At 65.6% G+C, this 17,873-nt stretch carries 14 protein-coding genes; 7 read left to right on the forward strand and 7 right to left on the reverse strand.

Annotated features, from left to right (window positions below):
• Positions 1-50 precede the first annotated feature (50 nt).
• Positions 51-950: a hypothetical protein gene (locus ACQR1B_RS24380; RefSeq protein ID WP_434836413.1), complete on the reverse strand. Its 900-nt coding sequence runs from the start codon at positions 948-950 to the stop codon at positions 51-53.
• A gap of 330 nt (positions 951-1,280) precedes the next feature.
• On the opposite strand from ACQR1B_RS24380, the gene ACQR1B_RS24385 reads away from it, so the two are divergent.
• Together ACQR1B_RS24385 and ACQR1B_RS24390 are read left to right on the forward strand one after the other, a co-directional pair.
• Positions 1,281-1,709, forward strand: a complete 429-nt coding sequence (locus ACQR1B_RS24385; protein WP_434836412.1) for a hypothetical protein — start codon at positions 1,281-1,283, stop codon at positions 1,707-1,709.
• A gap of 225 nt (positions 1,710-1,934) precedes the next feature.
• Positions 1,935-2,291, forward strand: a complete 357-nt coding sequence (locus ACQR1B_RS24390; protein WP_434836469.1) for an EF-hand domain-containing protein — start codon at positions 1,935-1,937, stop codon at positions 2,289-2,291.
• 137 nt (positions 2,292-2,428) lie between these two features.
• Here the strand turns inward: ACQR1B_RS24390 and ACQR1B_RS24395 are convergent, their stop codons facing one another.
• Complete coding sequence (locus ACQR1B_RS24395) at positions 2,429-3,064, reverse strand: response regulator transcription factor (protein ID WP_434836411.1); 636 nt, start codon at positions 3,062-3,064, stop codon at positions 2,429-2,431.
• 307 nt (positions 3,065-3,371) lie between these two features.
• Between ACQR1B_RS24395 and ACQR1B_RS24400 the strand changes: the two genes are divergently transcribed.
• The 3 genes from ACQR1B_RS24400 to ACQR1B_RS24410 all read left to right on the forward strand — a co-directional run bounded on the left by ACQR1B_RS24400 (position 3,372) and on the right by ACQR1B_RS24410 (position 9,986).
• Positions 3,372-5,747 (forward strand): TonB-dependent receptor, encoded by a 2,376-nt coding sequence (locus ACQR1B_RS24400; protein ID WP_434836468.1) that lies wholly within the window; start codon positions 3,372-3,374, stop codon positions 5,745-5,747.
• 450 nt (positions 5,748-6,197) lie between these two features.
• Positions 6,198-9,224, forward strand: coding sequence for an autotransporter domain-containing protein (locus tag ACQR1B_RS24405; RefSeq protein ID WP_434836410.1), 3,027 nt, complete (start codon positions 6,198-6,200; stop codon positions 9,222-9,224).
• A 420-nt stretch (positions 9,225-9,644) separates the two neighbouring features.
• A complete protein-coding gene (locus tag ACQR1B_RS24410; protein ID WP_434836467.1) occupies positions 9,645-9,986 on the forward strand; it encodes a hypothetical protein in 342 nt (113 codons plus the stop codon).
• Positions 9,987-10,165: 179 nt separating this feature from the next.
• On the opposite strand, the gene ACQR1B_RS24415 is transcribed toward ACQR1B_RS24410, so the two are convergent.
• Complete coding sequence (locus tag ACQR1B_RS24415; protein ID WP_434836409.1) at positions 10,166-11,263, reverse strand: alkene reductase; 1,098 nt, start codon at positions 11,261-11,263, stop codon at positions 10,166-10,168.
• A 161-nt stretch (positions 11,264-11,424) separates the two neighbouring features.
• On the reverse strand, positions 11,425-11,928 hold the full coding sequence (locus tag ACQR1B_RS24420; protein ID WP_434836408.1) for a DUF1993 domain-containing protein: 504 nt from the start codon (positions 11,926-11,928) through the stop codon (positions 11,425-11,427).
• A 236-nt stretch (positions 11,929-12,164) separates the two neighbouring features.
• On the opposite strand from ACQR1B_RS24420, the gene ACQR1B_RS24425 reads away from it, so the two are divergent.
• A complete protein-coding gene (locus ACQR1B_RS24425; protein ID WP_434871285.1) occupies positions 12,165-12,854 on the forward strand; it encodes a nucleoside deaminase in 690 nt (229 codons plus the stop codon).
• A 131-nt stretch (positions 12,855-12,985) separates the two neighbouring features.
• On the opposite strand, the gene ACQR1B_RS24430 is transcribed toward ACQR1B_RS24425, so the two are convergent.
• Both ACQR1B_RS24430 and pgm read right to left on the reverse strand, forming a co-directional pair.
• Positions 12,986-14,221 carry a lytic murein transglycosylase gene (locus tag ACQR1B_RS24430; protein ID WP_434836466.1) on the reverse strand — a complete coding sequence of 412 codons (1,236 nt, stop codon included), beginning with the start codon at positions 14,219-14,221 and terminating at the stop codon, positions 12,986-12,988.
• Between the two features lie 227 nt (positions 14,222-14,448).
• A complete protein-coding gene (gene pgm, locus ACQR1B_RS24435; protein ID WP_434836406.1) occupies positions 14,449-16,089 on the reverse strand; it encodes a phosphoglucomutase (alpha-D-glucose-1,6-bisphosphate-dependent) in 1,641 nt (546 codons plus the stop codon).
• Positions 16,090-16,551: 462 nt separating this feature from the next.
• Here pgm and ACQR1B_RS24440 point away from each other — a divergent pair, with 462 nt between their 5' ends.
• The gene (locus ACQR1B_RS24440) at positions 16,552-17,247 is read left to right on the forward strand and encodes a hypothetical protein (RefSeq protein ID WP_434836405.1); all 696 of its coding nucleotides are present in this window, start codon (positions 16,552-16,554) and stop codon (positions 17,245-17,247) included.
• Between the two features lie 79 nt (positions 17,248-17,326).
• Here the strand turns inward: ACQR1B_RS24440 and ACQR1B_RS24445 are convergent, their stop codons facing one another.
• Positions 17,327-17,707: a hypothetical protein gene (locus ACQR1B_RS24445; protein WP_434836404.1), complete on the reverse strand. Its 381-nt coding sequence runs from the start codon at positions 17,705-17,707 to the stop codon at positions 17,327-17,329.
• Between the last annotated feature and the right edge of the window lie 166 nt (positions 17,708-17,873).

Genomic DNA, 17,873 nt, shown 5'->3' on the forward strand with positions numbered 1-17,873 from the left:
TGTCCTTTTCTTATGGTTGAGCATGGGACGAAGAGGGCATCGTGCGCGGCTCAGAAATCCTTGCCGATGCTGGTCTTGACCGCGAGGCCGCGCGAGGCGTTGGTCAGCCCGTAGCCTATGCCGAAGCTGAACTCGAAGCCCTTGAAGCGGGTGTCGGCGACCGCGTAGAGCGTCTGCATCTGCTGATTCCAGGGTAGGATGTAGCCGAACGGTCCGAGATTGGAGAAATGCTCGATGCCGACGGTCCAGCGGTCGTTGAGGCGCTTGACGAAGCGCACCGAGGGCTCGAAGGCCGAGCCGGCGGCGTCGATGCCGAACGTCATGTTGGCGTTGAAGATCAACTGATAGTCGTTGGGTAAATTGACGCCGATGATCGGCGTGAACATCTGCGCCACCCGCGGCGTGGCCTCCTGCACGAAGCGCGGCGCCCCCGGCTGGCCGGCGCCGGCCTTGTTGGCGACCCACAGATCCGGCGTGAGCCCGCCCTGCGGCGCCAGGATGGTGCGCGAGACCAGCCCGACGAATATCGTGCGCTCGAGCCGGTCGCCCTGGATGAAGGTCTGGCGAATGGTCACGCCGCCGGACTGGAATGAGTAGCCGGGCACGCCATTGTCCATCACATTGCCCAGCGCCATCGGCACGTTGGCGCGCGCAAAGGCGTAAGGCGAGGTCAGCGCGATCTCGTACCATTCGGTCGGCGAGTAGCCGATCTCGGTCTCGCCGGTGAGCGCGCGCTGCGGCACCCGCCGGCCACCGTTCTGCTGCTGCGGATTGAACGTCGTGAGATAGCCGAAGCGCTGCTCGACCTGAAAATGACCGGGCGAGGCGGGATCGTTGCCCTGGATTTCCTCGGCTATAGCGGCGAACGGAGACAGCAGGGCGGCGCCGGCGATGGCGCTGCAGCCCCATCGTTTCGCCCACCGTGCCCGTGTCTGGTCCGTCGACAGCATCGTCCCCGCACTCCCTCATCGCATGAGCTAATGAGTTCGAGCGGCGAAAACATGCGGGGGGCTCGGCTGAAACGTGACACAATCGGGAAACGATCAGTTGCGTGTTGCCTCATTCGTCGGCTCCGTGCTCGCATCGGCGGCAATGGGGATGTTTTGGCAAGCTGAACGGGAGATTTTGACCGAAAGAATATGGCGCCGGAGTCGCGAGTGAATCTCAGCACGGCGATGAATGTGGCGCGTTGCAACCACATTGAAGTCATAGAGCGATGGAACACAGGTGTTGCAGCACGCATCGCTGATAGCCGGACCAACCAAAGATCGGATGCACCCGTGACCGAAGCCAACCAGCATCGTCGCCGCATGTCCGCCGGGCTGCCAGTGATGCTCTGCGTGGCGCTGTGTGCCTCGATCGCGCTGGTCGGGCCGACCATGGCGCGGGATCAGTTGCAGCGGGAAGAGCTGGAAGCGTGGTGGAGCGAGACGCAAGCCGGGAAGAAGGCAGCCAAGACAACATGCGCCGCGTCGACTGGCGCGGGCTGCAGCCGCCGGCATGGGACCGCGCAGTCTCGGAACGGTCGTGAGGGCGCGACGGTTGACCGGGCGCCGGTTCGCACCGCACATCGGGCCCGTGTCATCAAGCGCGGATCTGTCGCTGCCAACGCCCGCGCCGAGGCGCGAGACAGCGTCGGCTCCGACGCGGCGATGCAGCCTCGCCGCGACCGTCCCGGGAGATATTTCCTGCACGGTCCCAGGTTCTAGTCCCGGCGAGCCCTCCGATAATTTCCCGGACGTCCCTTTCTTGCACTTGCGAAAGGGCGGGACCTCACTTAGTTCCAAAGGGTGCATGCGGTGTCGCGCCAGGGAAACCGGCGACGCCCGCATACGTTGTTGACCGCACCCTTCATCGCCGTCCTGCGCGGACGGTGGAGACAAAGGATCAATTCGATGAATTGGAAACTGATGATGACGGCGGCCGCCGTCGGCATGGCGGCAATCGTCGGCACCTCGACGCTGGCCGTGAGCGCGCCGGCCCCCTCGAAGCTGCTGACCGCGATCGATCCCGACAAGGACGGCACCGCCGACATGAACGAGGTGCGTGCTGCGGCAGGCGCGCTGTTCGACCGCCTCGACCGCGACCACGATGGCACGCTGGATGCCAAGGAGCTGCGCGGCCGGGTCTCGGCCAAGGACCTCAAGGCCGCTGATCCCGACAATGACGGCACACTGACCAAGGACGAGTACCTCGCGCTGGTGGCCGGCCGGTTCAAGGCAGCCGATCCCGACAATGACGGCACGCTCGATTCCAAAGAGCTGAAGTCGGTGGCCAAACTGCTGAAGTGAGGCGAGGTCCGGCATTGGACCGACGAAATTGATGACGAAGGCCTGCGCCGGGATACCGTCGCGGGCCTTGTTCGTTCCGGCGTGTCGCCGCCAGGCGCACGCAGCGCAGCGGCCGTTTACGGAAACGGGACCGCCGCTCAGAGGCCCGGGCGAGACATTTCCACGGCGAGGCGAACCAAGTCGGGCAGGCTGCGCGCCCCGAGTTTCTGCCGCAGCCGGTAAGTCAGGTTGATCACGGTCTTGTAGCTGATCCCGAGATGATCGGCGATCGCCTGATAGGATTTCGCCTGCGCCAGCAAGGCAAGGGCCTGCCGCTCCCGGGGCGTCAGGAAGGTCCGTGCAGTTCCATCGTCCTCCTTGCGCAGCAGCGCAATCCGCGTGGCCAGTTGCGGATCCAGATAGGTGCCGCCGGACCGGACCCGATCCAGCGCCTTTGGCAGCTCTTGCGGCGGGGCATCCTTGAGCAGGTAGCCGCTCGCACCGGCATCGATGGCGGAGCGGACGATCCGCGGATCGGAAAGCATGCTGAAGACCAGGATCCGGGCGCTGGGATCGTACGACCGCATGCGCTCGATCAGCCCGATCCCGCCGAGGTCCTCGCCTTGCAGCCGCAGATCGACGACGGCGGCGTCCGGCCGATCGCGGACATAGGCCTCATAGGCGCGCTCGGCATCAGGGGCGTCGGAGATGGCCGCGATCCCGGCCGCGTTCAGGAGCCAGCGGCAGGCCGTGATGACGACCGGGTGGTCATCGACGAGCAGAACGCGATACATCGAAGACGGTCTCGCCCCTCTGGCGTCGGTCGCGCCGACGTTCCTCTACCATGCGGGTTCCGTTGCAGACCAGAACCGAGTGCGCATTGCGGCCGAGCCGGGGAGAGACCTTGGCGAAAAGGTCGCCAGTTTCCGGATATGGGAAGAATATCCCTAAGTGCCGAAGAATATTGCCCGTTGCGGCGAGGTTTGCCGGTGTTTACGAATATTAACGTTAGTAAACATGCAAATCGACCGGCTTTTGCGGAGGAACAGCTTGGGGTGCGAGCTGCCGCGGCTGGCGGTCGACAAGAAACTGGGGGACGTCTTGACCCGACTCTCGGCGCTGAAGAGCGCGCTTCTCGCGACCTGTGCGTTGCTACCGACCGCTGCGTTTGCGCAGCAAACCCTGCAGACCATCGATGTGGTCGGCGTCTCGCCCGTCCAGGGCAGCGAGATCGCGAAAGACAAGATCCCGTCCAACGTCCAGACCATAACGGCGAAGGATCTCGACCATAGCAAGACGCCGTCGCTGCTCGATGGCATCCTGCAGTCGATGCCCGGTGTCTCCCTCAGTGACCAGACCGGTAACCCGTTCCAGCGCGACCTCGACTATCGCGGCCAGACGGCCTCGCCGGTGCTCGGCACACCGCAGGGCATTGCCGTCTACCAGAACGGCACCCGCATCAACGAGGCCTTCGGTGACGTCGTGAACTGGGACCTGATCCCGGAAATGGCGATCGCGCGCATGACCTTGATGCCGAACAACCCGCTGTTCGGCCTCAACGCCACCGGCGGCGCGATGTCGATCGAGATGAAGAACGGCTTCACCTATCAGGGCGGCGAAGCGCAGCTGTTCGGCGGCTCGTTCGGCCGGGTCCAGTCGGGTGCGCAGTACGGCTGGAACAACGGCACTTATTCGGCCTATATCGCGGCAGAGGGCGCCTATGACCGCGGCTGGCGCGACTTCTCGTCGTCGTCGCAGGTCCGGCGCATGTACGCCGATTTCGGCGCGCGGGGCGATACCACCGAATTCCACCTCTCCTTCACCGGCGCCGACAACAAGCTCGGCTCGGTGGCGGCGACGCCGATCGAGATGCTGAACCAGCGCTGGTCCAGCGTCTACACTTGGCCGCAATCGCTGCGTCTGCAAATGCAGATGGTGCAGGCCAGTGCCAAATGGACGCCCACGGATACGCTCTCGATCCAGGCCAACGGCTATTATCGCCATTACAAATCGTCGCGCATCGACGGCAACGGCACCGAGGTGGAGGATGATGGTGGCGTGTTCGTCCTCGAGGACGCTGCCGGCACCGCATGGGACATCAACCGCAACGGCCCGACTGCCAACACGCTGGCAGGCGATGCGGCGCTTGGCCAGATCGACCGCAACACCGTCAAGACCGACAGCTATGGCGGCTCGCTGCAGGCGACCTCGACCACCCAGCTGTTCGGCCATGACAACCATTTCGTCGTCGGCGCCAGCGTCGATCATGGCAACACCAACTTCCAGGCGACCTCCGAGCTCGGGACCGTCGACAACAATCTCTTCGTCACCGGCCTCGGCGTGTACATCGACCAGCCCAATGCCGGTCTCGCTCCGGTCAACCTGAACGCCAAGAACACCTATCTCGGCGTCTACGCGACCAACACCTTCGACATCACCTCGCAACTGGCGTTCACGGCGGGCGGGCGCTTCAACTGGGCCCAGATCGACCTGCGCGACCAGACCGGCTTCGCGCCGCTCTTGAACAGCAACAACAACTTCCAGCGTTTCAATCCGGTGGTCGGCCTGACCTACAAGATCACGCCGAACATGACCGCCTATGCCGGCTATTCCGAAGCCAACCGTGCGCCGACCCCGCTCGAGCTCGGCTGCTCCGATCCCGCCAATCCCTGTCTGATCGACAACTTCCTGATCGCCGATCCGCCGCTGAAGCAGGTGGTGTCGCGCACCGTCGAAGGCGGTCTGCGCGGCGAGATTTCCGGTGGCCGCTCGGCCTACGCCGCCGATCTGCCGGCCTATCGCAAGGCGCCGGTCAAGGCGGTCGCCGTCGACGACGGCTGGCGGCTGCGCTGGGGCCTCAGCCTGTTCCGCACCGAGAACTCGGATGACATCATCAACGTCGTCGATCCGGCGAATCCGGTACGCGGCTATTTCAAGAATGCCGGCACCACCCTGCGACAGGGTGTCGAGGCCAAGCTCGACCTGGCCTGGAACCGGTGGACCGCCTACGCCAACTACACCTTCATCGACGCCACCTTCCGCAGCTCCTTCGACGTCAACGATCCATTCCTCGGTGCGGCCGTGGGCGTCGTCTCCGGCAACCATATTCCCGGCATTCCGGCGCATCGCCTGAAGTTCGGCGCCGAATATGCGGTGACCGACGCCTGGAAGGTGGGCGCGAGCGTCAACTATGTCGGCAGCCAGTATCTGCTGCACGATGAGACCAACGTCTATCCGAAGGTCCCGGCCTACTGGGTGGTCAACGTCAACACGTCCTATCAGGTGACCAAGAACGTCGAGGTGTTCGGGCTGGTGCAGAACCTGTTCAACCAGCGCTACTACTCGGCCGGCACCGTGTTCGACCCGGCCGGCTTCAATACGGCCGGCGGCGGAACCGCATTCGCCTTCAACGATCCGCGCAGCATGGTGCCCGGAATGCCGCTTGCGGCCTATGCCGGCATCCGGGCGAAGTTCTGAGGCGCGGGCAGGGTCGTCGCAACATCAAGGCGCATCGGCGCCGCGCCACGGCCGCCCCCACCGTGGTGAAAGGGCCGGGAGAAATCCCGGCCCTTTTTTTTGTCTTGTTCATCGCGGGTCGTCGTCCGTCGACGGACAGGCGGCTGCATGTCGGCCCGTCTGGCCTGGCTGACTCCCTTGAATGCGCCGATTGACGGTGGTGTGTACATCCCTGGCGCGAGGTGGTGCCGTCGACGTCTGATTAGTAACGATTAGTTTGCGCATAGCAGGACTAATTCTATTGTTAGTTGGAAATTGTCCCGGCCGCTTCGAGAAACTTTCGCCTTGCCGGTTCCCGTCAATATTTCGATACAATTCGGAACCAACAAGAAAGCGCATGTATTGCGTAATTTGGGGCGTCAGGTGAAATCAAAAACCAGAAGGCGCAGCGAAGCGGCTGCCGCGAGTTTCGTGCTGTTATCGACGTGGATGGTCGCCGGCGAGGCGAGGGCCGAATGTACGACCCCCGGCGTGACCGTCACCTGCAGCGGAAGCATCACCTCCGCGATCACGGTGTATGACGCAGCCGCAGCAACCGCGCCGACGAACGGCAGCAATTCCTACACCCCGGCAAACCCGGCTTTTCCGGCGACCGGTTACAATCCGAACCCGCCGACGACGACCGTCACGCTGGATGCGACTGCGATCCGCAGTCTCACCGCCAGCAACCAGACCGGTCTCGCCAACCGCGGCATGATCGTGGCCAACTTCTCCAACGACGAAGATCCGGCCGTCAACAACGTCGTCATCAACAACGCCGGCTGGCTCAGCCTCACCGTCACCCAGCTCAGCGCAGGCCGTCTTCACGTCATCGTGGCCGACAGCCAGGTCAACAAGTTCACGGTCAACAACACGGGAACGCTCGCCGTCACGCAGAATTCCTTCGGCGCCTTCAACGCAGCGAATCTGAACGCCTCGGTCGGGACGACCGCGACGGGGCGTTACAACAGCACGAACCTGCCGATCATCTCGGCGCTGTTCTCGGACGACAACACCAACAGCTTCGTGGTGAACAACCGGGCCGGCGGCACGATCTCGGCTGCGGGCAACTATGCCGCGGCCTATTACGGCCGCGCCGACACCACGATCACCAACTCCGGCACCATCGGCAACACCAGTTGGACGGCTGCGAGCCGCTTCTACGACGGCCATTGGGCGATTGCTGCCTTTGCCGGCGCGGAGTTCGAGACCATTCCCGGCAGCAATCCGGATTCGCCGCTCTACAAGTTCGACTCCGACGGCAACGTGACGGTCGTCGAGACCAAGGCGTTGACCGTGACCAACAACGCCAGCGGCGTCATCAAGGGTGACATCCTGGCGCTCGATACCAATCCGCTGACCACGGCCGCGGGCCTTGCCGCGGGTTCGACGTTCCCGCTGACCGGCAGCGGCTCGAACTCCGGCCCGCGCGACAGCGTCATCACCAATGCCGGCCTGATCCAGGGCAACATCTATCTCGGCTCGGGCGAGCACGAGGTCACCAACAGCGGCACCATTGCGGGATCGATCTCGGTCGATCAGAGCGCGTCGCGCGGATCGTTCACCAAGGGGACGGCGGGCACCGTTGACGGCACGTTCAGGAGCTCCGGCAGCGGCACGGACGCCAACGGCAATGCCTGCCCGACCGCGGGCAGCAACACGACCGACCCGCTGTGCGCCGCGACCACCTCCGTGGCCGCGACGTTCTTCGGCGAGCGCGTCTTCAATCTGGTCAATACCGGCACGCTCGGCGGCGACATCGTGATCAACGACCAGGATGGCGCCACCAACACGATCCTGCTCAAGGGCTCCGGCTTCAGCGGCAACGTCGTGGCGCAGAACGGCCTCGGCAGCAACGAGCTGACGCTCGACGGCGTGACCAGCCTCGCCAGCATCGTCAATTTCGGCATGCTCGACCTGATGAAGTCACAGGTGACGGTGGGCGGCGTCGACGGCGTGCAGCTCGTCGACGGCGCGGTGCTGCGGACCACGATCTTCGGACCGGGCGGCACCGCGGCGTCGCCCTCGACGAAGATCGGCAACATCACGGGCACGGTGACCTTTGCAGGCGCCGGGACGATCGCGCCGACGCTGCAGGGCATCGTCCGCAACGGCGACGTCTACCGGATCGCCACGGCGGTCTCGGCGACGCCACTCGATGTCGACTTCTCCAGCGCTCTGGTCGGATTTGCCGCTGATACGTCCACCGGGGCTCTGCTGTTGAAGGCCTCGGTGCGATCGCCCTCGACCATCGCCGGCATCTCGCCGGGCACGCTGGCCGCGCTCAACGGCTTGTTCGCCTCCACCAGCGGCAATGCGCAGGTGCAGGCGCTGGGCGGCGCGGTGCAGAGTCTCGGCACGGACCGCGAGGTGCGCAATGCCGGCGACCAGCTGCGTCCGTTCGTGAACGGCGCCCAGGTCCAGGTGCCGCTCAGCACCGCGTCGCTGTTCCAGACCCAGATCGACAACCGCCTGACGGCCGCGGCCGCCGGTCCATCCGCGAATGCGCGTGTCGCCTCGGCCTTCGCCTCGGAGACCGATCCGCTGACGTCGATGCTGATGGCCTATGGTGCGACCAAGGCGCGTCCGGCATTGAAGGCGCCCGTGATCGCGCCGGAGCCCGAGCGCACGGTGTGGGGCAGCCTGATCGGCACCAACGTGTCGCAGCGCGACGTTGCCGGCGTGGCCGGCTATTCGGGCAACACCGGCGGTCTCGTCGCCGGCGTCGATCAGCGCATCGACAGTGCGTTTCGCGTCGGCGCCGCGTTCGGCTATGCCACCAGCAGCATGGATGATCGGACCGCCGCCGGGGACGCGGTCGGAATGCAGCACTATCAGGGCACGGTGTATGGCGCCTACGTCCAGCCGTCCTGGTATGTCAACGGCTCGGCCGGCATCGCGCTGGTCGACTACACCACCACGCGCCGGGTCAATTTCGCGGGCTTCACCGACACCGTTGCGGGTAGCCACAAGGGCTGGCTGACGCTGGTCCGCGGTGAGTTCGGCATGCCCGTGAAGGTGGATCAGGCCGTGCTGACGCCGTTTGCCGGCGTGACCTATTCCCGTCTCGATCAGCAGGCCTACACCGAGACCAGCAACGCAGGCGCGGCGCTCGCCATCGCCAAGCAGACCACCAATTCGGTCCGCTCGAACCTCGGCCTCCGCTCGACGGTCCCGCTGCTGGTCACCTCGACCTACGGCTTCGGCCTGGAGACGCTGGCGGCGTGGCGGCACGAGTTCGGCAACGTGGCGCAGAACGTGACGGCAAGTTTCGCCGGTGGCGGCGCCAGCTTCGTCGCGGCCGGGCCGTCGCCCGAACGCAATCTGGCCGAACTCGGCGCGGCCCTCAAGCTGGTGGCGTTCGGCGAGCGGCAGTCGATCTCGCTCGGCTACAACGCCGTGGTCGGCAGCCAGTATCTCGAACAGTCGGCGGTGCTCAAGGTGCGCGCGGAGTTCTGAGGGCGGCAGCCTTCTCGACGCAGTCGGACAGCCAGAAAAGGCCGGGAGTGATCCCGGCCTTTTCCATGGTCGTCCACCGCGGTCGATGTTCGTTCTGCCTCGACATGTCGATCGTGATGGCCCGCTTGCTGCGGGCAACGGGAACTGATCCCGCCCTTGCCGTGAACTCATGAGCTATGTCGTCCGGAAATTTGCGACGTTTGCGCAATCGCCGCCGATCGTCGTCGCTTGCTGCGAAGTTTCGCCACGAAGCTCGACGAGCTATTGCGCATCTCTCGCATCGAGCAACGAGGTGGCGACATGAATAACGGGTCTTCTACCTACAGAGCGGTGATTTCAGCCCTCTCGGATGTCCTTCATCAGCCCGTCGCCATTCGTTACGTGCGGACGGCACTCTTCGCCGCGGCCCTCGCAGGCGGTCTGGCTCCGTATTCTCTACCGTTGCCCGATGCGGCGGCGCGCGATCTCGAGGGGCGTTTCGCGAATTCTCCGCTCAAGGGCTGGTTCGAGAGCCTGCATTCGGGCAAGGGGGCGTGCTGTTCGGATGCGGATGGGACTGCGCTGTCGGACATCGATTGGGACATGAAGGATGGCCGTTACCGCGTGCGCATCGAAGGCCAGTGGTGGACCGTTCCCGAAGACGCCGTCGTCACCGAGCCCAACCGCGTCGGCCGCACGATGGTCTGGCCGGTGTACTACCGCGAGCTCTACACCGGCCTTCGTATCGAAGTCCGCTGCTTCCTGCCGGGAAGCATGATCTGATGGCGTTGGTTGCGCACGTTTCGCGATATTGGTGTGGGCAAGGCGCGTGCGCGGCACATTGCGTCGTGCGAGATCCTTCGCGCGCGCCGCGCTCACCGTCCCGCACCGGATGCGAGGACCGGCGGTGGGCAGGCGATCGCCCTGCAGGCGGCCGCTCTGCCCACTCTACGAAGCGACGACTATTCCGCTGCCTGCAATGTCTTCAGCGTCGGATAGTCCGTGTAGCCCTTCTCGCCGCCGCCATAGAGCGTGGCGCGATCGAGCTCGTTGAGAGCAGCCCCGGTCCTGAGCCGTTCGACCAGATCCGGATTGGCGATGAAGGGGCGGCCGAAGGCGATCAGATCGGCGGCGCCGGCATCGAGCACCTTGGTGGCGAGTGCCAGATCGTAGCCGTTGTTGGCGATGTAGGCGCCCTTGAAGCGTTTGCGCAGCGAGGCGTAGTCGAACGGCGCGACGTCGCGCGGGCCGCCGGTCGCACCCTCGATGACGTGGATGAAGACGAGCTTCAGCGCTGCGAGCTGATCGACGATGTAGTCGAACAGGGCCTGCGGATTGGAATCGGAGATGTCGTTGGCCGGGGTCACCGGCGACAGCCGGATGCCGGTCCTGTCGGCGCCGATCGCACCCGAGACGGCCTTGGCGACCTCGAGCATCAGCCGGGCCCGGTTCTCGATCGAGCCGCCATAGGCGTCGGTGCGCTTGTTGGCGCCGTCCTTGGCGAACTGGTCGAGCAGGTAGCCGTTGGCGCCGTGGATCTCGACGCCGTCGAAGCCGGCCTCGATCGCATTGAGCGCGGCCTGCTTGAACGCCTCGACGATGCCGGGAATTTCGCTAAGCTCGAGCGCGCGCGGCGTCGAGACGTCGGTGAAGGTGCCGCCGACGAAGGTCTTGGTCTTTGCCGGAATGGCCGAGGGCGCGACCGGGGCGCCGCCGTTCGGCTGCAGCGAGACGTGCGAGATGCGGCCGACATGCCAGAGCTGGATGAAGATGCGGCCGCCCTTGGCGTGCACGGCGTCGGTGACCTTGCGCCAGCCGGCGATCTGCTCCTTGGAATAGATGCCGGGCGTGTCCTGATAACCCTGACCCTGTTGCGAGACCTGGCTCGCTTCGGTGATCAAGAGGCCGGCGTCCGCGCGCTGGCTGTAATAGGTGGCCGTCAGCGGACCCGGCGCGAGGCCGTCCACCGCGCGGTTGCGGGTCAGCGGCGCCATCACGACGCGATTGGCAAGGGTGACCGGACCGAGCTGATACGGCTCGAACAGTTTGGATGCACTCATCGGGGTCTTTCCAGGAGAGAGGAGGGGTAAAGAGGAGTTGTGCACTGCCGCGAACGGCGCAATGCCGGGAGCTATCCGTCAGGCGCAGACGAGCCGCGCGATTGCGGCTGCCCGACCAGGCCATCCAAATTGGGAGCCTGCGGCAGACGCCGACAGGCGTGTCAGGCGGCGCCGAGGAAGTCCCGCTTGCCGATTTCGACGCCGTTGTGGCGGAGAATGCCGTGCGCGATCGCAGCGTGGAAATAGAAGTTCGGAAACGAGACGCGGTTGACGAAATCCTGCCCCTTCAAGGTCAGGGTCGTGTCAGGCCCGGTTGGAAAGGTCACGTCGCGGCCATCGGCTCCATCGAACTGCGCCGGCCCGAACGCCTTCAGGTAGTCCATGGTCCTGGCAAGCCGCTGGCGAAGCTCGGCGAAACTGGTCTCGGTGTCGGGTGTGCTCGGGATCTCGCTGTGGGAAAGCCGCGCGCAGCCTTTGGCGGCGTAGTCGCAGGCGAGCTGGATCTGTCTGGAGAGCGGCAGCATGTCCGGATACAGGCGGGCGCCGAGCAGGACCTCAGGGGCGATCTTTTTGGCCGCGCAATGGGCTTCTGCCTTGTTGAGCAGGCCGGTGAGGTTGCTCAACATCTGGAGGTAGGCCGGCACGGTCGAATCGTAGAAGGACATGTGATGCTCTCGTTCAGCAGGAGATGTCGCGACGAAGCGCGCGCCACGGACATGGGGCGGCGACCAAGAGAATGCAACTGCATCTTCTGTGAATTTGCGGCGCGGTGCGATTCACCTTGGCGCCGGTCTGCTCCCGGATGGCGCGCGTCAAAACCGGCGGCTCGCCACGGGTGGTACGAATTTTAACAACTGTCAGTTATGCAGCCCGGCCGAATGGTTTTTAAGAGGATTGTTTCATGCGGAAATTTGTCTGCGAGGAGTTGCCCAACCCGGACCGCCGCTCGTTCCTCGCTGCCGCGGCGGCGACGGGCGCCACGCTTGCAGCAGGCTTCTCGACGCAAGCCGCGAATGCAATGCCGGCCGGTAATCCGAAATTCATGGAGGAGGCGACCCGGCTTGCCATCGAGTCGGTGGAGAAAGGGTGGGGTGGTCCATTCGGCGCCGTCATCGTCAAGGACGGAGAGATCATCGGGCGGGGTCAGAACCGCGTCCTGCTGACCGGCATTCCGGTCTTTCATGCTGAAGTCACGGCGATCATGGACGCGTCTGCACGTCTCAACCCGAAGGCGCTGCTCGGTAGTGATTATGGGGCCGGCACCATCCTCGAAACGATTCCGCGTGAACCCGGTTCGCCCGACCCGGTGGAGCATCGCGCACGCATGTTGAAAGGGTGTGACATCTACATCAACGGCGCGCCGTGCCCGATGTGCATGAGCGCGATCTATTGGTCGCGCATCGACCGCGTCTATTTCGCCGCGAGCCTGAAGGATACGAGCGCGATCGGATTCGACGATGCCTTCCAGTATGAGGATTTCGCAAAGCCGTGGACGAAACGCCGGATCGAGGTCACGGAGAACTTCGAGCGGGACACCGGCCTGAAGGCGTACAAGGCCTGGATGGATAAGAAGGACCGGCATCCCTACTGAGAACGGGAACATGCGCGCCGTTCACGCTGTCGCGAACGGTGCCGCAAAGACAGGTGGCGCAAGCTCGACCCTGGCTTGTTCGGTGGCCTGCGTCCACTCGAGTGGATGCGTCGCGGTCGAAGTCGTCTGACCTAGCGCGCTGCCGTCGCCGGGGCCGGCGCGGCCGCCCGCGGCGCGTTGCCACGCATGCGGGCCAGCAGCTCCGCAGTCGGCCAGGAATCGGCCGGCAGCCCCAGCCGCTGCTGCATGGTCTTCACCGCGATCCGGCTCTGCTGTCCCAGCACGCCGTCGATCTTGCCGACATCGAAACCGGCCTTCACCAGCAACTGCTGCAGCTCCTTGATCTCGTTGAACGGCAGCTGCGCGACCGGAGCCGTGGGCTTGCGCATCGGCGCTGCGCCGGCGATGCGGGTGGCGAGATAGCCGGCGGTGGTCGAATAGATCAGCGAGTTATTCCATTCGGTATAGGCAGCGAAATTGGCGTAGGCCAGGAAGGCCGGGCCGTTGCGGCCCATCGGCAACAAGACTGAGGCTTCGAGCGCATCGTTCGGCAGCGGGCGTCCATCGGCATAGCTGACGCCGAGCTCCGCCCATTTGCTGCGCGGCGCCTTGACGGTGAGATCGGCCTGCTCCCAGGGAAAGGTCTGCGGCACCCGGATCTCCTCCAGCCACGGCTCGCCGCGGCGCCATTTCAGCCCGGTGGCGATGTAGTTCGCCGTGGAGCCGATCACGTCGGCCGCACTGCGCAGCAGGTCGCGGCGTCCGTCGCCGTCATAGTCGACGGCATAGGTGACGTAATGCGTCGGCAGAAACTGGGTCTGGCCGAGTTCGCCGGCCCAGGAGCCGATCATCTCGTCCGGCGTGAGGTCGCCGCGGTCGATGACCTTCAGGGCGGCGATGGTCTCGTTCTGGAAGCGCTCGCTGCGGCGGCAGTCATAGGCCAGCGACACCTGCGACGGCAGCACCGGCAAATTGCCCATGTTGGCGCCGAAATCGCTCTCCAGACCCCAGAACGCGGCGATCACCGCCGGCGGCACGCCATACTCCTTCTCGGCCCGGGCGAAGGCTGCCGCATGCATCTTGATGTGCTGCTGGCCGTTCTGCATCCGGTAAGGCGCCGCCATTCGGCCGGCGAAGGCGGTGAACAGCTGGCCGAACACGCGCTGGCCGCGGTCGCGGTTGACGATGCCCTGGTCGTAGGTGAGGTACGGCGAGGCGGACGCGACCGCGCGCTGCGACACGCCTTCGGCGATGGCGCGCTGCTTCAACTCGGCGAGAAAACGGTCGAAGTTCTGGCCGTTATGGCAGGTGGCTGCGCGCGCGGAGGGCGAAGGCTTCGGACGCGGCGCGGCCGGCTCCGGCGCCATTTGCGCCGACGCGCTGACAACCAGCATGAACGAGGTTGCGAGCGCGCTGAAGGTTACGCGCAGAGCAGTCGAAGAACTTCGCATCCGGTCTCACCGATGGCTGTCCAATCCCTTGTCGGACCATCGATATCCGATACGGGGGGCGGGAGGGAAGGGGCTGTGGGGGCGGATAGCGAGTAGGGAATAGAGCTATCGCTATTCGCTACTCCCTATTCGCCATTCGCTCCTCACGCCACCTTGGCCAGCGCCGCCTGCGCTTCGCTCTGGATGCGCTTGAGATGCTCCGCGTCGCGGAAGCTCTCGGCGTAGAGCTTGTTGACGTCCTCGGTGCCGGACGGGCGCGCGGCGAACCAGCCGTACTCGGTCTCGACCTTGATGCCGCCGAACGACTGCCCGTTACCCGGCGCCTTGGTATGCACGGCACGCACCGGATCGCCGGCCAGTTCCTTGAGGTTCAGCGTCTCCGGCGTCAGCGCCTTCAGCGCGGCCTTCTGCGGCGGGCTCGCCGGCACGTCGATGCGCTCATAGACCGGCGCGCCGAGCTCGGACGTCAGCTCCTTGTAGAGCTCGCTCGGATCGCGGCCGCGCTTGGCCATGATTTCGGCGGCGAGCAGGCCGAGGATCAGGCCGTCCTTGTCGGTGGTCCACACCGTGCCGTCGCGCTTGAGGAACGAGGCGCCCGCGCTCTCCTCGCCGGCGAAGCCGAAGCCGCCGGAGCTCAGGCCCTCGACGAACCATTTGAAGCCCACGGGGGTCTCGACCACCCGGCGGCCGATCTTGGCCGCGACGCGGTCGATCATCGAGCTCGACACGATGGTCTTGCCGATCGCGGCGTCGCTACGCCAGTCGGGCCGGTGCGCGAACAGATAGGAGATCGCGGTCGCCAGATAATGGTTCGGATTCATCAGTCCGCCGGTGCGCGTCACGATGCCGTGGCGGTCGGCGTCGGTGTCGTTGGCGAAGGCGATGTCGAAGCGCTCGCGCATGCCGATCAGGCTCGCCATCGCGTAGGGCGAGGAGCAGTCCATGCGGATCTTGCCGTCCCAGTCGGCAGTCATGAAACGGAAGGTCGGATCGACCAGATCGTTGACGATCGTCGCATTGAGGCCGTAGCGCTCGATCAGCGGCGCCCAATAGGCGATGGCGGCGCCGCCGAGCGGGTCGATGCCGATCTTGATGCCGGCGGATTTGATGGCGTCGAGATCGACGGTGTTGGCGAGATCGGCGACATAGGGCGTGATGTAGTCGTAGGCGTGCACCGAGCCGCGCTGGCGCGCCTGCCGGTAGCTGATGCGCGACACGCCGTCGAGGTCGTTGGCGAGATAGACGTTGGCCTGGCGCTCGATCTCGCCGGTGGCATCGGTGTCGGCGGGACCGCCATGCGGCGGATTGTATTTGTAGCCGCCGTCCTCGGGCGGATTGTGCGACGGCGTGATGACGACGCCGTCGGCGAGCTGGTCCGTGCGGCCCTTGTTGTAGGAGATGATGGCGTGGGAGATCACCGGCGTCGGCGTATAGCCGTCGTCCTTGTCGATCATCACCTCGACGCCGTTGGCGCCGAACACCTCCAGCGCGCTGGCGAGCGCGGGCTCTGCGAGCGCATGGGTGTCGATGCCGACGAACAGCGGACCATCGAGGCCCTGCTGCCGGCGGTAGTCGCAGAGCGCCTGGGTGGTGGCGAGAATGTGGTTCTCGTTGAAGCCGGTCTTGAGCGACGAGCCGCGATGGCCCGAGGTGCCGAATGCGACCCGTTGGGTCGGCTCATGTGGATCGGGCTTCAGCGCATAATAGGCCGTGATCAGCCGCGGAATGTTGGCGAGCGCGGCATTGGCGATCGGCTTGCCGGCGGCGGGGTCTGTCTTGGCCATGGAGCGTCCTTCGCAAGTTCGAAAAACATCGGCGGCGGCGGTTCGTTCCGCCCGGCGGCGGGGAGAAGGCGGCCGTCGTGACGGGCATGCCGGCCAACATGGCGGCGGGCGCCGATCCGATCAACGGAAATTCGTGGCCTCCCGGGGCCGCGTCGCGCACGTCTTGCCTCGTCGCTCGCGGGCGGAGCGCAACCCCTGCGGTGGCGCCAGCAGGATCGGCCGCATCATGCGCGCGACATTAACCACGCCGCGCTGAGAAAGGGTGCCGAGACCGGCACTTAAGCCTGAGTTTAACGCCTCATCGTAGAAATGGGAGGCCAACGAGGACGCGCGTGCCCCGCGCAGATAGTCGTCAGGAGCGGAAAAGTGAGAGCGCTTTGTTTCGGCGCGTTGGCCGTCATATCAGCCCTTGCGCTTGCGGGCTGCAGCCATCCGGCTACGCCGGCGCTTGCGTCCCCTTGTGTGGATCTGAGCGGCGGCGCCTGCACCGAGAGTCCGACCGCCGGTCAGCCGGCGCCGTCGTCGGAGCGGGCCAAGGCGCATCGCAAATCTGTAGCCACCGCGCGCCGCGCTGCCCTGCAGCGCAAGCACGCCCGCGCCGCCAAGCGGCGCGCGGCCGCGCAAGGCGTCGCCAAGCCGGCTGAAAAGCCGATCGATAGGCCGCGCGACAAGCCGGCGCGCGACCAGGCGCCGCCGGCCGCCGCCGCATCCGCCCCCCAGAGCAAGCCTCCCGTCGCCGCGAAGGAGCCTCCGCCGAATCCGGGCACGGTGCAGAAGGATGTCACGATCGCAGCGGTGACGGTGGCGGCCGAACTGGCCGAGCGGATGACCGCGCTGCGTGTTCCCGAAGGGCCTGCCGACAGCCGTCTCGTCGCGGTGCTGCTGGCGCGCCCCACCGTGCGCGGGCTCGCGGATCTCAGCGGCAAGGTGATCGCGATCGACGAACGTTATGCCAAGTCCAATGCGAAGATCACTACGGCCATGAATGCAGCCGGTGCGTCGGAGGTGCTGCTGCTGGAAGGCCAGGCCACCGCGATCACCCGGCTGAGCAATGGCGAGGTGAGCGCGGCCGTCGTCGCGCTGGCGTCGCCGGAGGCCGCGGAGGCGTTTCCGAAGATCGCCGGCTTCAACCGGTTCACGGTGGTGCTGAAGCCGTAGCGCGCCCGTGCTGCCGCGGCGTTGATCGGCGCGGTCCTCTGGGGCCGGTCTGCGTCCAGTCCCACGACTTCGGCCCGGCTCAGGCCTTCGCCTTCCGCGCCTTCTTCGCAGGCTTGGCGGGGGACTTCTTCGTCGCCTTGCCGCCGGGCGGCTTGGCCGGCGCCGCGGCGGCCTTCTTCTCCGGCGCCTTCGGCAACTCCGCGACCGCCGCCTGCCGCATCGCGCGAGCGTAGCTGTCGGCGACGTTGTCGGCGGAGATCAGCAGCCGGCGCGCCGCGGCATTGGCCTGCTCGACGGCCTCGCGGGCGAGCATTTTGTAACGTTCCTTGACATCCTTGTCCTTGGCCTTCACGGCCATGCCGCTGAAGCGGTCGCGCCGCTTCTTCGCCGCCGCCAGGATGGTCTTGTTCTGCTGCTTGGCCAATTGCCGGATCACGGCATCAAGATCGGCATCCGCCATCGTCGTCCCCAAATCCCCCAGAGAATCAGCGCGCCCCGGCGCCGCAAAGCGCGCGGACTATGCTATCGGCCGTTTCGCTTTGCAATCGGGGTGCTGGAGGAGGGGCCGGCCGCACGGATGCGCGGCGGATGCGGCGAGGCTGGTTTCAACAGGCCATCGCCTCGGC

Source organism: Bradyrhizobium oligotrophicum (assembly GCF_051168495.1).
Taxonomy (GTDB): domain Bacteria; phylum Pseudomonadota; class Alphaproteobacteria; order Rhizobiales; family Xanthobacteraceae; genus Bradyrhizobium; species Bradyrhizobium oligotrophicum_A.

Coding starts and splice junctions, on each gene's coding strand:
- ACQR1B_RS24380 (WP_434836413.1), bottom strand. CDS start 950: ATGCTGTCGACGGACCAGACACGGGCACGGTGGGCGAAACGATGGGGC.
- ACQR1B_RS24390 (WP_434836469.1), top strand. CDS start 1,935: ATGGCGGCAATCGTCGGCACCTCGACGCTGGCCGTGAGCGCGCCGGCC.
- ACQR1B_RS24395 (WP_434836411.1), bottom strand. CDS start 3,064: ATGTATCGCGTTCTGCTCGTCGATGACCACCCGGTCGTCATCACGGCC.
- ACQR1B_RS24415 (WP_434836409.1), bottom strand. CDS start 11,263: ATGAGTGCATCCAAACTGTTCGAGCCGTATCAGCTCGGTCCGGTCACC.
- ACQR1B_RS24420 (WP_434836408.1), bottom strand. CDS start 11,928: ATGTCCTTCTACGATTCGACCGTGCCGGCCTACCTCCAGATGTTGAGC.
- ACQR1B_RS24425 (WP_434871285.1), top strand. CDS start 12,165: ATGCGGAAATTTGTCTGCGAGGAGTTGCCCAACCCGGACCGCCGCTCG.
- ACQR1B_RS24430 (WP_434836466.1), bottom strand. CDS start 14,221: ATGGCGCCGGAGCCGGCCGCGCCGCGTCCGAAGCCTTCGCCCTCCGCG.
- pgm (WP_434836406.1), bottom strand. CDS start 16,089: ATGGCCAAGACAGACCCCGCCGCCGGCAAGCCGATCGCCAATGCCGCG.
- ACQR1B_RS24445 (WP_434836404.1), bottom strand. CDS start 17,707: ATGGCGGATGCCGATCTTGATGCCGTGATCCGGCAATTGGCCAAGCAG.